This is a genomic window from Vreelandella malpeensis, assembly GCF_020622355.1.
Classification (GTDB): Bacteria; Pseudomonadota; Gammaproteobacteria; order Pseudomonadales; family Halomonadaceae; genus Vreelandella; species Vreelandella malpeensis.
Map to the genome: position 1 here is coordinate 1 of NZ_WHVL01000006.1, position 13,244 is coordinate 13,244.

15 protein-coding genes and 1 rRNA gene are annotated in these 13,244 nt (G+C 63.5%); 8 read left to right on the plus strand and 8 right to left on the minus strand.

The annotated features are described in order from the left end of the window. Positions 1-91: 91 nt before the first annotated feature. From rrf to rlmM, 3 genes are all read left to right on the plus strand, one after another. Positions 92-207 (plus strand): 5S ribosomal RNA (gene rrf / locus GEV37_RS13525). Between the two features lie 180 nt (positions 208-387). Next, positions 388-579 carry a hypothetical protein gene (locus tag GEV37_RS13530; RefSeq protein WP_227390796.1) on the plus strand — a complete coding sequence of 64 codons (192 nt, stop codon included), beginning with the start codon at positions 388-390 and terminating at the stop codon, positions 577-579. Between the two features lie 215 nt (positions 580-794). Next, the gene (rlmM, locus tag GEV37_RS13535) at positions 795-1,862 is read left to right on the plus strand and encodes a 23S rRNA (cytidine(2498)-2'-O)-methyltransferase RlmM (protein ID WP_227390797.1); all 1,068 of its coding nucleotides are present in this window, start codon (positions 795-797) and stop codon (positions 1,860-1,862) included. Positions 1,863-1,892: 30 nt separating this feature from the next. Here rlmM and GEV37_RS13540 read toward each other — a convergent pair whose 3' ends face one another. After that, positions 1,893-2,180, minus strand: a complete 288-nt coding sequence (locus tag GEV37_RS13540; RefSeq protein ID WP_227390798.1) for an antibiotic biosynthesis monooxygenase family protein — start codon at positions 2,178-2,180, stop codon at positions 1,893-1,895. A gap of 25 nt (positions 2,181-2,205) precedes the next feature. On the opposite strand from GEV37_RS13540, the gene tusA reads away from it, so the two are divergent. Next, positions 2,206-2,448: a sulfurtransferase TusA gene (gene tusA / locus GEV37_RS13545; RefSeq protein WP_227390799.1), complete on the plus strand. Its 243-nt coding sequence runs from the start codon at positions 2,206-2,208 to the stop codon at positions 2,446-2,448. 7 nt (positions 2,449-2,455) lie between these two features. Here tusA and GEV37_RS13550 read toward each other — a convergent pair whose 3' ends face one another. The 3 genes from GEV37_RS13550 to GEV37_RS13560 form a co-directional block, all read right to left on the minus strand. Then, positions 2,456-3,169, minus strand: a complete 714-nt coding sequence (locus GEV37_RS13550) for a hypothetical protein (RefSeq protein WP_227390800.1) — start codon at positions 3,167-3,169, stop codon at positions 2,456-2,458. Positions 3,170-3,278: 109 nt separating this feature from the next. Then, positions 3,279-4,265 carry a DUF3080 family protein gene (locus GEV37_RS13555; protein ID WP_227390801.1) on the minus strand — a complete coding sequence of 329 codons (987 nt, stop codon included), beginning with the start codon at positions 4,263-4,265 and terminating at the stop codon, positions 3,279-3,281. A 9-nt stretch (positions 4,266-4,274) separates the two neighbouring features. Further along, on the minus strand, positions 4,275-5,633 hold the full coding sequence (locus tag GEV37_RS13560; RefSeq protein ID WP_264477809.1) for an MATE family efflux transporter: 1,359 nt from the start codon (positions 5,631-5,633) through the stop codon (positions 4,275-4,277). 198 nt (positions 5,634-5,831) lie between these two features. Here GEV37_RS13560 and GEV37_RS13565 point away from each other — a divergent pair, with 198 nt between their 5' ends. After that, positions 5,832-6,413: an elongation factor P hydroxylase gene (locus tag GEV37_RS13565; protein ID WP_227390803.1), complete on the plus strand. Its 582-nt coding sequence runs from the start codon at positions 5,832-5,834 to the stop codon at positions 6,411-6,413. Here the strand turns inward: GEV37_RS13565 and GEV37_RS13570 are convergent. After that, positions 6,389-6,868: a hypothetical protein gene (locus tag GEV37_RS13570; RefSeq protein ID WP_227390804.1), complete on the minus strand. Its 480-nt coding sequence runs from the start codon at positions 6,866-6,868 to the stop codon at positions 6,389-6,391. The genes GEV37_RS13565 and GEV37_RS13570 overlap by 25 nt on opposite strands. Position 6,869: 1 nt before the next feature. Continuing rightward, positions 6,870-7,730, minus strand: a complete 861-nt coding sequence (locus GEV37_RS13575; protein ID WP_227390805.1) for a TatD family hydrolase — start codon at positions 7,728-7,730, stop codon at positions 6,870-6,872. Positions 7,731-7,896: 166 nt separating this feature from the next. On the opposite strand from GEV37_RS13575, the gene GEV37_RS13580 reads away from it, so the two are divergent. Both GEV37_RS13580 and GEV37_RS13585 read left to right on the plus strand, forming a co-directional pair. Further along, positions 7,897-9,549, plus strand: a complete 1,653-nt coding sequence (locus GEV37_RS13580) for a fatty acid--CoA ligase (RefSeq protein WP_227390806.1) — start codon at positions 7,897-7,899, stop codon at positions 9,547-9,549. 84 nt (positions 9,550-9,633) lie between these two features. Further along, positions 9,634-11,544: an ATP-binding cassette domain-containing protein gene (locus GEV37_RS13585; RefSeq protein WP_227390807.1), complete on the plus strand. Its 1,911-nt coding sequence runs from the start codon at positions 9,634-9,636 to the stop codon at positions 11,542-11,544. Positions 11,545-11,586: 42 nt separating this feature from the next. Here the strand turns inward: GEV37_RS13585 and GEV37_RS13590 are convergent, their stop codons facing one another. Continuing rightward, the gene (locus GEV37_RS13590; protein ID WP_227390808.1) at positions 11,587-12,039 is read right to left on the minus strand and encodes a universal stress protein; all 453 of its coding nucleotides are present in this window, start codon (positions 12,037-12,039) and stop codon (positions 11,587-11,589) included. 174 nt (positions 12,040-12,213) lie between these two features. On the opposite strand from GEV37_RS13590, the gene GEV37_RS13595 reads away from it, so the two are divergent. Further along, positions 12,214-12,726 carry a preprotein translocase subunit YajC gene (locus GEV37_RS13595; RefSeq protein ID WP_227390809.1) on the plus strand — a complete coding sequence of 171 codons (513 nt, stop codon included), beginning with the start codon at positions 12,214-12,216 and terminating at the stop codon, positions 12,724-12,726. Here the strand turns inward: GEV37_RS13595 and slyA are convergent. Then, positions 12,723-13,175: a transcriptional regulator SlyA gene (slyA, locus tag GEV37_RS13600; RefSeq protein ID WP_227390810.1), complete on the minus strand. Its 453-nt coding sequence runs from the start codon at positions 13,173-13,175 to the stop codon at positions 12,723-12,725. The genes GEV37_RS13595 and slyA overlap by 4 nt on opposite strands. Positions 13,176-13,244: the final 69 nt, after the last annotated feature.

The following is a 13,244-nucleotide window of genomic DNA, read 5'->3' on the forward strand; positions in this document are numbered from 1 at the left end:
TGACAACGAATGAAAGAACCGGATACGCGCCGAGAACGCTCGGCAGAGACGCCACAGAACACGCCCAGCATGATGTACATTGACAGTTACGCCTGACGACCATAGCCTGCGTGAACCACCCGATCCCATGCCGAACTCGGAAGTGAAACCGCAACGCGCCGATGGTAGTGTGGGGTCTCCCCATGCGAGAGTAGGTCATCGTCAGGCACCTCTCCGAAAAATCCCCCGTCTCTTCGAGGCGGGGGATTTTTTTATGCGTGTAGGAAATGTTCGCCCGAGAACTTAATTGCCAGATAGCTGAACTATGAAAAAGCCGGCGGCTGTCATTCACTGAACAAAAATCGTATGATGGATAGGTCGTTTAATTCGGCAAAAGGAGCGCAAAAAATGAAAGGAAACACGATGAAAAAACTATTGATGGCCGCTTTGATCGCAATGATGGCTGGTGGCTTGGCAGCCTGCGACAACGATCAGGGCCCGGCAGAAGAAGCGGGCGAGAATATCGATAACAGCATTGAAAACGCCGGCGAAAGCATTGAAGACGCGGGTGAAGATATCGAGGACGCCGCGGAGAATTGATATTCGCCGTTCGCTAAAAGAGAGCCGCCCCTTGGGGCGGCTTTCTTGTATTGAGCTATTGCCGGCACTATTACCGGGGCTATCAAAAGCGCGCTGTAGCAAATGATGTCGGTGGAATCGTCTGGTAAATAAGCCGTCCGCAAGCCCGATAACGTGACCTGCGATGGTATGATGCGCCTCGAATTCAATACGACTGGCACAAAGTGGAGTCAACCGTGAGTGAAATAGCGCCCGCAACCTGGCTTGTGTACTGTCGCCCGGGCTTTGAGCCCGATGCGGTGGCGGAGATGCAGCACCATGCCGCGTTGGCTTGCGTACCCTGCGTTCCAGCGCTAGGGGAGGGGTGGGCGAGTCTGACACGAACCGACGACGAACCGATCAACGCAATGCATCGCGACGCGCGATTCGACAAACTCATCTTTGCGCGTCAGAGTCTGGCCGCGCTGGTTCCGCTGTCGCTTTCGAAGGAGGATCGGCTCACGCCGATCCTCGAGCAGGTCAAGCAGAGCCGCTGGAGCTTCGAGGAGATCTGGCACGAGACGCCGGACACCAACGATGGCAAGGCTTTGGCCGGGCTGATCAAGGCGCTCACCAAGCCGCTCGAAAGCCTGTTGAAAAAGCGCGGGGCACTGCGCCGCAAGGCCGGCGGTCGGCGTCTGCACCTGTTCTGGACGAGCGGCGACCGGGTGCAGTTGGGCATAAGCTTCCCGGGCAACCGCAGCGAGCTCAAGAACGGCATTCGCCGGCTGCGCTTTCCGTCGCGCGCGCCGAGTCGTTCGACCCTCAAGCTCGAGGAGGCCTGGCACGAGTTCATCCCGCGCGACGAGTGGGAAGTGCGCCTGGCGGCGCATATGCAGGCCGCTGACCTGGGGGCGGCGCCCGGGGGCTGGACCTGGCAACTGGTTCAGCGCGGCATGTACGTGTACGCCATCGACAACGGCCCGATGGATACGGCGTTGATGAAGACCGGGCAGGTGGATCATCTGAAAGAGGACGGTTTTGTATGGGCGCCGGAGACGCGCCTGGACTGGCTGGTATGCGACATCGTCGACAAGCCCATTCGCGTGCTGACCATGGTGGAGCGCTGGCTGATCAATCGCTGGTGCCGCGAGGCGATCTTCAACCTGAAGCTACCCATGAAAAAGCGCTGGGACGAGGTCACGCGCTGCCTGGACCGGCTGGAGGCATCGCTTGCCGAGGCCGGAGTGCGTGCCGAAGTTCGTTGCCGCCACCTCTACCACGATCGTGAAGAGGTGACCGTGCACGTTCGCCTCATGGCATGACGACGCCGCAAGACGACAGGGACTGACGAACTAGGGCACCGACTCGAAGATCTGCACAGTTTCTTCCTCGGTGAGAAGCGGTAGAATGCGCTCCATGGCGGTTGCCCGTGCCTCGCTTCGATGCCACTCTTTCCAGGCGCGCAGATCCCGCCACTGGGTGATCATCAGGCGACGATCCGAATGACCGAGCTTGACCAGCGTCTCGCCGCCGATGAACCCCCTGGCGCCGAGCGAAGCGCGCATGGCCTCACGCGCGGCCAGCTCGTACTCCTCCTCCAGGCCGGGCATGATGCGTCGTTCGATGATAACTTTAACCATGTGCCTATTTCCTTCGAGACCCGCAATGACCGATACCTTGCCCACTTTCGACGATACCTTGGATACCACGGGCCTTTATTGCCCCGAACCCATCATGCTCATGCATAACAAGGTGCGGGACATGGCAGCGGGTCAGGTACTGCAGGTGATCGCGACGGACCCCGCCACCACCCGTGACGTTCCGAAGTTCTGCCAGTTCCTGGGTCACGAACTCCTCGACAAGCAGGTCCGGGACGACGAATACCGCTATTTCATTCGCCTGGCCTGACGATTCATCAGGCGTCCTCCTGGTCTTCATCGCACGGCACTACCATCATTGCCAGCGCCTCCAGGGTTGCCGGATCCTCTTCCAAGATGCGGTTGGCGATATGCCGTTGGAAGAAGTAGACCGTCTGGTGGCGACTCCTGGCATCGTAGAGGCAGGCGTCGCCAAGAAGGATCGGCGTCATCTGCGCCTTCTCCTCATCGGCCAGTAGCGCCTCGACGCTGCCATCGCTGTAGAGCCGCCAGCCAAAGACGGGCTTCATGCACCAGGGGGAATCCGGGTGATTCATGCACAGCGCGTGGGTGCCGAGGGTATCCGGCAACTGCTGTATGAGCGTGACATCCTTGGACGCTTCATACTCGAAATACTCCGCCGCGGCGACCAGCTCGGCGTACTTGTGTTCAGGAGGGGTATCGAAGATCTCGTCGGTTTCCGGGTCGCGGTAGCCGATGAAGTGGCCGTTCTCGTGACTGTCGAGTTCGCTGCAAGCGCTCAGGCCTTCCATCCAGGGAACCAGCCCGACGACATCGCCGTCGTCGCGAAGCCCCCAGGCAAGAATCGGCAGGCCGTAGAGGGTGTCGGGATTCGCCGCCAGCTGGTAGACCATTTCAAGGCCGTCAAGCTCCGGTGCCAGGCGGATCACGCACTTGCGCGCCTGGTGACGCTGACGCACGGTGGCCAGGTCGATGACCTGGGCAGAGTGGGGTGACAGGGGTCTACCCATAGTGTCCCTCCTGGTGCTGCGTGGTCACGACGTTGATAGGCGACGCCTACCGCGTAATTCAACCAATAGCACAGGATAGGGCCTAGGTTAAGAGGGGCGAATCTTTTTTTCAGCCGGCAGCGCAGCGCGGGAAATGCGCGCGAAGCACGGTGTGTTCGAGTCGGGCGGCCTGAAAACGCTCCCATGGGGCGGCCGCTTCCTCGAGCGACAGCCAGCGGCGCTGGTAAGCCACCACGGCGCTGGGTGGCGTGACCTCATGCGCCGCGATCAGCGCATTGACCGCGCTCAGCACTCGACGACTCAGCGCCGTCAGTTCATCCAGCGCTGCGGTTTCCCAGGCGGGCAGGCACTGGTTGCTTTCGAGGTGCCGCGCAAGTAGCCGGTTGGCCTCGTTCAGGCGGGTGTAGCCGAGCTGAAGAGAGCGTAGCACTTCGGCCACGAGCGGGCGCCTTTGCAAGACCTTCAAGTGTCCCTCGAGCGTAGCGGAATCCGCCTGCCAGGAAAGGCTGTAAGTGCGCTCGACCATGGTCGTCAGATAATCGAGAGCTGCCAGCGCCGCCGCCGGGTCCGGCAGATCGCGAGGGTCGAGCGGATCGCTTGCCCGCGAGAAGTTCTTTTCCCACTCCTCGGAATCGAACAGCGCGTTCCAGCCGACCGCGGGCAGCTGTTCGGTCTTTAGCGCGGTCAACGCTTCGAGCCGCGCGCGGTCTTCCGCGCCGAGCGAGCCGACGATGTCGCCTTCAGTGCAGCGAGTCAGACGCTGCCATAGCGTGCGCTCGTAGAGCCAATGCTGGCTGGGCGGCGCGACCCGCCCCAGCTGATTGTTGCGCGCAGCGACCAGTGAGGTGATGTTGCACTCGCGCAGCGCGTAGACATTGAGCATGCTCTCGCGCACCTCGGGAATGGCGATCAGCCGCTCGCGCCGGTCGACGAAGGCGCCGATGTTCTCCGGTGCCTGACGCTCGATCGGCGCGGCGTCGAGGGCCTGGGCGAGCGTCTCGTGATAGTCGATCCAGACCTCGTCGGCGCCGTCGACGCAGCCGCCGAGCAGTCCCAGTGTCGCCAGAAAGAAGCAGCGCTTGATTGATCGGATCATCGTTGCGCCTCAGCCAATACGCTTGAGTCGCCAGCCGAGCAGCAGCGCAGCGGTGCTCAATCCGGCGATCAGCCCTATCCAGTAGCCGTGGACGCCGAGCGGGCCGGTCAGGCTGCCTAACCCCCGCGTGCCTAGCCAATGGCCGCCACCGAGGCCGACTATCCAGTAGGAGAGCACGGTGATGACCATCACGATGCGGGTATCCTTGTAGCCGCGTAGCGCACCGGCCAGATTGACCTGCAGCGAGTCCGACAGTTGAAAAAGGACCGCGAGCGCGATGATGGTGAGAGTGAGCGCCTGGATGTCCGGATTGGCGGTATACAGCGCGATGACCGTCGGGGCGGTGGTCCAGAGTACCAGGCTGTTCATGGCGGCAATGACGACGCTGATGGCAACGCCGTTCCAGGCCACGTGTCTGGCGTGCGCCAAACGTCCCTGGCCGAGCGTGTTGCCCACGCGCACGGTGAGCGCCATGCCCAAGGAGAGTGGCAGCATGAACAGCAGCGACGTATAGCTCAGCGCGATCTGGTGAGCGCCCACAGTGACCTCGCCAAGACTCGCCACGAACAGCGCGATCAGCGTGAACAACGTCACCTCGACGAAAATGGCAACGCCGATCGGCATGCCGACCACCACCAGTTCGCGAATGCCGGCACCGCTTGGGCGATGAAGGCGCTGCCACAGGGCCACGTCTTCGTAGCTGCGTCCGCGTGCGGTGTAGTAGGCCATTGCAAGCGCCATCGTCCACATCGAAATCGCCGTGGCGATACCGCATCCCAGCGCGCCCAGCGCCGGCAATTCGCCGGCAAATGCCGGTAGCGCATCGCCGAAGAGATCGATCAGACCGTCACCGCCGTAGATCAGCACGAAGTTGCTGGGAACGTTGACCGCAAGTCCGATGAGACTGATCCAGAGCGCCGGGCGCGTATGATTCATGCCATCGGAAAACGCGCGCAGGGCCTGAAACAGCGCAATGCCCGGCATGCCGAAGGCGACCGCGGCCAGATAGGCGCGTGACTCCCGGGCGGTGTCGGGCGGCACGTTCATCAGCTCGAAGATCGGTGCGACCACGGTATGCAGCAGCACCGCCGCGGCCAGCCCCAGCGCCAGCGCCACCCATAGCGCCTGATGCACTGCGCGCGCAATATCCCCGTTGCGCTGCCCGCCGAGCAGGTGCGCCACGATCGGCGTCAGACCCATCAGGGTGCCGGTCATGAACAGCATCAGCGGCGCCCACAGGCTATTGCCCACGGAAACCGCGGCAAGGGTCGTAGCGCCAAAGCGGCCAGCCATCATGGTATCCACGACGCCGATTGCCGCCTGCGCGAGCTGCGCGCCGCAGATCGGCAGCGCCAGCGTCAGCAGCATTCGCGTTTCAGGCCAGTAGGTGGTTTTGATACGATGAGAAACGGCGCCCACGGGAAGGCTCCTGTAAAGAAAGCGGGACCAAGAAAGGGCGCTAGCGTAGCAAATTCCGGCCATCTTGGCTCATGAAACCGGCGCTTTGCACCATCATGGTGCTCTCGCGCCATGCTCTTCCATCTATTTCGATCGAAGCGAACTCACGTGACACTATCCTCCGAGCGCTGGACGCTTGCCGACATCGCCGCGCTGTTCGACGGCCTGTTCGCCGACACCTATCAAACGCGGCTGATCAAGGGCGACGACGAGCCCCTGTACATGCCCGCCGACGACGCCACGCCTTACCATCGGGTGATCTTCGCTCGTGGCTACTTCGCCAGCGCCCTGCACGAGATCAGCCACTGGTGCATCGCCGGTGCCGAGCGCCGCCAACGCGAGGACTATGGCTACTGGTACCTGCCGGATGGCCGCGACGCCAACCAGCAGGCGGCCTTCGAGCAGGCCGAGATCGCGCCCCAGGCTCTCGAACATCTCTTTACCCGCGCCTGCGAGCGCTCCTTTCACGTCAGCGTCGACAACCTCGGCGGCGCGGTGGAGGTCGACCGCGCCGCCTTCGAAGCCAAGGTGCTCGCGCGTAGCGAACGTTTCGAGCGCGAGGGCCTGCCCCTGCGCGCCCGGGCGTTTTACCACACGCTTGAGCGTTTCTACCAGTGCAGCGAGTCTCTGGAGCGCGCCGTGACCGCCGGGCGCGCGATGCTCAATCAGGCGTCTTCGGTCAGGCGCTGATGCATCATCAGCATCACCTCGATCTCGTGTTCGGCGCGCATCGGCTCCAGGCCCCGGTCGCTGAAGATTTCGTTGCGCAGCCGATGCCACTCGCCGCTCGAGAGCGAAGCGTAGAGCACCTGGGCCGGCGCCAGTTCGACGAAGGGGTCGAGCCCGTAGGTATCGAAGAGCCGGGCGAGCGCCGCCTCGTCCTCGCCGTTGTCGCTGGTATAGAGGGTGGCCGAGAAGTGGTCGTTCTCGAGCTCGCGGATCACATCCAGAGGGCTCACACCCAGGCTTTCGAGCTCCTCGATGCTGTAGGCTCCCAAGACATTGGTGTCCTCGTCGATCCAGCTGTCGTCGGGCTGGATCAGGGTGTGCTTGATGCGACCGTCCGGCAGCGACCAGGCAATCGCCAGCGGCAGGCCATCCTCGTCACCGGTCTCGATGGCGATGAATCCAGGGTAATCGGCCACGTCAGGTCTCCTTCACGGCGGTGTCGATATTGAAAAAGCGCAGGGCGGTGCGAGTGGTCTCGCGCGCCAGCGTCTCTTCGCTCACCTCTCCCCAGCGGGCGATCTCGGTGGCGATCCAGGGCAGCAGCGCCGGTTCGTGGCGCCGCCCCTTGAGCTTTGCCGGCAGGTTGCGTGGCAGAAGATAGGGGCAGTCGGTCTCGATCATCATCCGATTGAGCGGAATCTCCTTTACCAGCGGGCGCAGGTGATGGCCGCGGCGCTCGTCGCAGATCCAGCCGGTCAGGCCGATGTGCAAATCGAGATCGAGATAGCCGTAGAGCGTGCTGGCCTCCCCGGTGAAGCAGTGGATCACCGCCGGCGGAATGTCGTCGCGCCACGCCTTGAGGATCTCCTGCATGCGCGTGCCGGCGTCGCGCTCGTGCAGGAACAGCGGCAGGCCGCTTTCGGCGGCAAGCGCCAGCTGCGCTTCGAACGCCTTCTCCTGCTCGGCAGGGGTCGAGAAGTTACGGTTGAAATCGAGCCCGCACTCGCCGACCGCCACCACGCCTGGCCGGCGATAGAGCTCGGTCAGGCGCCGCTGGACGTCCGTACTCCAGCCGCTGGCGTCGTGAGGGTGCACGCCGGCGGTAGCGTAGAGGCCGGGATAGCGCGCCGCGAGCTCGATGGCCTGCTCGGCGTGGGCAACGTCGGTGCCGGTCACGATCATCGTCGTCACATTGGCCGCGTGGGCGCGCGTGAGCACCGCGTCCAGGTCGCGCGCAAAGCTCTCGTGAGTCAGGTTGGCGCCGATGTCCACCAGCGCCTCGCGCGGGCGAAACCGCAGTGCCTCGGGAAGAAAGAGTGCGTCGTCGTGGGTCGTCAAGCCGGGCTCCTGCTGGGTCGTCTGTGGCGGGTATTGTAACGGCAGCCGGGTGCGAGCGGCTAATACCAAAGAAGAGGGGCGGGTGGATTGCGCGTGAAGGCGCGGCGGTGAACACTGGGAAGGATCAAACAATCGTTTAACGAATGTATGAAGAGCGAGCCGCCCCATGTCTACCGTCACACCCAAGATCCTGCCCGCCACCGCTTCGGCGGCCAACCCGCCCTTGATGATCGGCGACCTGCTGAGTGCCGGCGTACGCACTGCCGGGGACAACCCGATCGTCTATCGCGACCATTCTCGTCACGATTACCGGCGCTTCGAGGAGCGTGTCCACCAGCTGGCGCACCTGCTGACTGCCCAGGGCGTCCAGGCCGGCGACGTGGTGGCGGTACTCGACTGGGATAGCCACCGCTACCTGGAGTGCTTCTTTGCCGTTCCCATGCTCGGCGCGGTACTGCATACCGTGAATATCCGCCTGGCGCCGGAGCAAATCCTCTACACCATGGAGCACGCCGAAGACGCCTTCGTACTGGTCCACGAGGATTTCGTCGGCCTGCTCGAGCCGCTCGCCGCAAGGCTACCCCGGGTGCGCGGCTACGTGCTCTGCCAGGAAGCGCCGCGCGAGGTCGAGACCACGCTTTCGATGGTTGGCGAGTACGAGGCGCTGCTCGCCGAGCAGCCAAAGCGCTTCGAATTTCCCACGTTCGAGGAGAACGCCGTTGCCACGCTTTTCTACACCACTGGCACCACCGGCAATCCCAAGGGCGTCTTTTTTACCCACCGCCAGCTCGTGCTGCATACGCTGAGCGAGGCGAACCTTTTCCAGGCGAAGGGTGTGGAGCTTTTGAGCCGCGACAAGGTGTACATGCCGATCACGCCGATGTTTCACGTTCACGCTTGGGGCGTGCCCTACACCGCGACCCTTCTGGGCGCCACCCAGGTGTACCCCGGGCGTTATGACGCCGAGATGCTGGTCAAGCTGCTCGTCGAGGAGAAGGTCGATTTCTCCCACTGCGTACCGACGCTGCTCAACATGGTGCTGAGTACCGACGCCGTTTCTTCGAAGCGGGTGGATCTTACCGGCTGGAAGGTGCTGTTGGGCGGCAGCGCTCTGACCCAGAGCCTGGCTCGGCGCGCCTGGACGTTCGGCATCGACACCCGCAGCGCCTACGGCATGTCCGAGACGTGTCCGGTGATCACCATCGACATTCTGCCGCGCCACGTGGAAGAGGCCGACGTCGAGACCCAGCTTCCCTGGCGCTGCAAGGCTGGCCTGCCCACGCCCTTCGTCGATCTGCAGGTGGTCGATACCAACGGCCAGCCGCTTGCTCACGATGGAAAAAGCGTGGGCGAGGTTCGTGTTCGCGCTCCCTGGCTCACTCAGGCCTACTACAAGGAGGCCGAGCGCAGCGAAGAGCTCTGGCGCGAGGGCTGGCTCTACACCGGCGATGTGGGCTCGCTGGACGAGGCCGGGTTCTTGACCATTAGCGACCGGATCAAGGATGTCATCAAGACCGGCGGCGAGTGGCTCTCCTCGCTCGAGCTCGAAAGCTTCTTGAGCCAGCACCCGGCGGTCGCCGAAGTCGCAGTGGTGGGCGTGGCGGATGAGAAGTGGGGCGAGCGCCCGGTGGCCTGGGTCGTGCCCGGGAATTTGAACGAACCACCCGCCGCCGAAGAGCTCGCCGCCTTCATGCAGCGTTTCGTCGACGAGGGTCGACTCAACCGCTGGGGCGTGCCGCGCGATATTCGCATCGTGGACGCCATCCCGAAAACCAGCGTTGGCAAGCTGGATAAAAAGCGTATCCGCCGCGAACTCTGAGCCGCAGGCCCCGGGCAATTCCGGTTCACCGTTACCCCGGGCCATACGTTACACTGGGCGCATGACGACGATGGAGGATACTGCGTGACCCTGCTACGACTAGAACAGCTGCAACTGGCCTACGGGACACACGTTCTGCTGGATCGCGCCGAACTTACGGTGGAAAAGGGCGAGCGGCTGGCGCTGGTGGGGCGCAACGGCACCGGCAAGTCGACGCTTCTGAAGCTGGTGGCCGGCGAGATCCAGGCCGACGACGGCACCGTGTGGCGCGCGCCGGGCCTCAAGATCGGCGTGCTGGCCCAGGAGCTGCCCGAATCCTCCGGCATGACCATCTTCGACGTGGTGGCCATGGGCCTGCCGGAAGCCGGCGAGCTTCTGTCCGAATACCAGCACCTGATCAACGACCCCGACCCGGACATGAACCGGATGGCGGTGCTCCAGACACGCATCGAGGCGATCGACGGCTGGTCGTTCCACCAGCGCATCGACGTGGTGCTGACGCGTCTGGGGCTGCCTCCGGAGGCAGAAATGAATGCGCTTTCCGGCGGCTGGCGCCGACGTGTGGCGCTGGCCCGCGCCCTGGTCTCGGAGCCCGACCTGCTGCTGCTCGACGAGCCCACCAACCATCTGGATCTCGACACTATCGGCTGGCTCGAGGAGCAGCTTCTGGCCTTCAACGGCGCGGTGCTGCTGATTACCCACGACCGCGCGTTCCTGTCCAAGCTCGCGACCAGTATTCTCGAGCTCGACCGCGGCAAGCTCGGCCGCTACCCGGGCAAGTACGAGGAGTACCAGGCGCGCAAGCAGCACGAACTCGAGGTGGAGGCGCGTGAGAACGCCGAGTTCGACAAGAAGCTAGCCCAGGAAGAGGCGTGGATTCGCCAGGGCATCAAGGCGCGGCGTACCCGCAACGAAGGGCGCGTGCGCGCGCTCGAAGCGATGCGCGCCGAGCGCGGTCAGCGCCGCGAACGCCAGGGCAGTGCGAACCTGTCGGTGGATAGCGGCGAGCGTACCGGCAAGCGGGTGGTCGAGCTCAAGGGCGTCACCCAGCGCTTCGGCGCCGACAAGATCCTCGACGATCTCAATATCGAGATCGTGCGCGGCGACCGCATCGGTTTCCTGGGCAGAAACGGCGCCGGCAAGACCACGCTTCTAAAGATTCTGCTCGGCGAGCTCGAACCCACCGAGGGCAGCGTGCAGCTCGGCACCAACTTGAAGGTGGCCTACTTCGACCAGCTGCGCGCCGGGCTCGAGCTCGAGAAGACCGTCTACGACAACGTCGCCCAAGGCAGCGACCGGGTGAGCGTCGGCGGCCGCGACCGCCATGTGATGAGCTACCTGCAGGACTTCCTGTTCACGCCGGATCGGGTACGCCAGCCGGTCAAGGCGCTCTCCGGTGGCGAATCCAACCGGCTACTGTTGGCCAAGCTCTTCACCCAGCCCGCCAACGTGCTGGTGCTCGATGAGCCGACCAACGATCTCGACATGGAAACCCTGGAGCTTCTGGAAGAGCTGCTGCTCGATTTCGATGGCACGCTCTTGCTGGTGTCCCACGACCGGACCTTCATGGATAACGTGGTGACCAGCATGTTCGCCTTCGAAGGCGATGGCGTGGTGCGCGAGTACGTGGGCGGCTACACCGACTGGATCCGCCAGGGCGGAAAGCTTCCCCCGGCCCCCTGGGAAGGCGCGGCGCGTCAGAACCGCGAGCCCGTCAAGACCGAGGAAAAACCGGCCGTCAAGCCGAAGGAGGAGCCGAAAAAGTCGGCCAAGCTCTCCTACAAGCTGCAGCGTGAGCTCGACGGCCTGCCCGGCGAAATAGAGCGGCTGGAAACGGAGGTGGCCGCGCTCGAGGCGGTGATCGGCGAGCCGAGCTTCTACCAGAAGCCCGCTACCGAGGTGACCGCCAAGCTCGGCGAGCTTGAACGCGTTCAAACGCGGCTGGAAGAGACAATGGAGCGCTGGATGGAGCTCGAGGCAATGGCCGGCGAGTAGGACATTGGCAAGAGAAAGGCGCCCGCACGGGCGCCTTCTTGGTCATTCGTCCGTCTGTTCGCCTTTACGGCCGACGCGCACCGCGAGCACATCGCAAGGCGCACCGTGAAGCACGCCGGTGGACGTGGAGCCCAGGAGCAGAGCGAAGCCGTGACGGCCGTGAGAGCCCACCACGATCAGGTCCACCCCGTGATCGTTGGCGAAGCGGTGGATCTCGGTATCCGGCATGCCCACCACCACGTGCTGGTCCTGCGGCTCGACATGGGGCGTGGCGATCTCGGCCAGGCGCTTCTTGGCGTGATCGTCGAGCTGGTCCTGGATGCTGGTCAGGTCCATCGGAATATCGCCACCGTAGGCAAAGCCCAGCGGCTCCAGGGTATGCATGATCGAGATCTTGGCGTTGGCATTGCGCTCGGACACGGCGATCGCCCGCTCGAGCACGCGATGCGAGTCCTTGGTCAGATCCACCGCGACCAGAATATGGTGATAGCTCATGGTCCGTCTCCTGTGTCTTTTGCCGGCGATGTCTTTATCTTTTGCCAGCGTGTATTTACCAGCAAAGAACATCTTTGTAGGTAATCTTTACTTTAAGCGCAACGCCTGCGCTTAACAACGATCCATGTCATGGTTTTTGCAAAGCGGTGGCGGGTCCTTTAGCGGAGAATCTTCATGCAGTGGCTGATCGTTTTCGGGGTCGTGATGTTCGTGATCGCGCCAGTGATGTGGCTCAAGCCCAGCCCGCGCCAGAAGCGTCAAGTGGGGCTCAAAGCGTGCGCAAGAAAACAGGGCGTCATCGTTCAGATGGAGAAGCCGCCGCTGCACCACTTCAAGGGCATGATGCCCGCCTATCGCTGGAACTATGCGCAAGACGCGCCGGGGCCGGACTTCGTGCTGCTGCGCGAGAGCGAGGCGAGCGATGCGCTGGCAAGCTTTCACGCCGGCTGGCGCTGGCGCATCGCTCCGCTGCGACCGCTTCCAGATGACGCCGAGACGGCGCTGAAAGCGCTGCTCGAACGCCTGCCCCGGGATGCGCTGGTGATCGAGTCGAGCGCTCGGGCGCTGACGCTCTGGTGGTGGGAATCCCAGGGGGCCGAGCGCTTCGAGCACTACGCTCAATCCTTCGCCGCGCTGCGCCAGATGCTGGGCGGTCACGCCGATCACCTGGCGCCGCCGCAGCGTTAGGCGCCAGGATTTTCCTGGTCACGCGCCTGGATGGCCAAGCCGTTGGATTCGATCAGCGCGAGCCACTCGTTGAGCTTCTCGAGCTCGTCGTCGTTCAGGCCGTCGAAGATCTCCCGGCGTGCCTGCTGGGCGACGTGCTCGATCTTCTCGAGCAGCGGCGTCGCCTCGGGGGTGAGGTAGATGCGCTTGCTGCGCCGGTCGTTGTCGCAGGCACGACGCTCGATCAGTCCCTGCGCCTCGAGTTGGCCGAGGGTGCGCACCAGCGACGGCGCCTCGACGCCGATCGCCTTGGCCAGATCGCACTGCGGATGCCCTTCGCCCAGCCGCCCCAGATGATAAAGCGTGACCCAGCGCGTTTGCGTCAGCCCCAGCGGCGCCAGCCGTCGATCCAGAATCGAGCGCCACAGGTGCGGTAGACGCGCAATTCGAAATCCAATCGATGAACCCATAATATCGCTGCTCGTAAGTGTGATACCCGAATTGTCATAACCTGTCGCGCTGAATGCAAGCGCTCGGCC

Excerpts from the sequence above, each read along its gene's own strand:
- GEV37_RS13530 (WP_227390796.1), top strand. The coding sequence starts at position 388 with ATGAAAGGAAACACGATGAAAAAACTATTGATGGCCGCTTTGATCGCA.
- GEV37_RS13540 (WP_227390798.1), bottom strand. The coding sequence starts at position 2,180 with ATGGTTAAAGTTATCATCGAACGACGCATCATGCCCGGCCTGGAGGAG.
- tusA (WP_227390799.1), top strand. The coding sequence starts at position 2,206 with ATGACCGATACCTTGCCCACTTTCGACGATACCTTGGATACCACGGGC.
- GEV37_RS13550 (WP_227390800.1), bottom strand. The coding sequence starts at position 3,169 with ATGGGTAGACCCCTGTCACCCCACTCTGCCCAGGTCATCGACCTGGCC.
- GEV37_RS13555 (WP_227390801.1), bottom strand. The coding sequence starts at position 4,265 with ATGATCCGATCAATCAAGCGCTGCTTCTTTCTGGCGACACTGGGACTG.
- GEV37_RS13560 (WP_264477809.1), bottom strand. The coding sequence starts at position 5,633 with ATGCTGCTGACGCTGGCGCTGCCGATCTGCGGCGCGCAGCTCGCGCAG.
- GEV37_RS13580 (WP_227390806.1), top strand. The coding sequence starts at position 7,897 with ATGTCTACCGTCACACCCAAGATCCTGCCCGCCACCGCTTCGGCGGCC.
- GEV37_RS13590 (WP_227390808.1), bottom strand. The coding sequence starts at position 12,039 with ATGAGCTATCACCATATTCTGGTCGCGGTGGATCTGACCAAGGACTCG.
- GEV37_RS13595 (WP_227390809.1), top strand. The coding sequence starts at position 12,214 with ATGCAGTGGCTGATCGTTTTCGGGGTCGTGATGTTCGTGATCGCGCCA.
- slyA (WP_227390810.1), bottom strand. The coding sequence starts at position 13,175 with ATGGGTTCATCGATTGGATTTCGAATTGCGCGTCTACCGCACCTGTGG.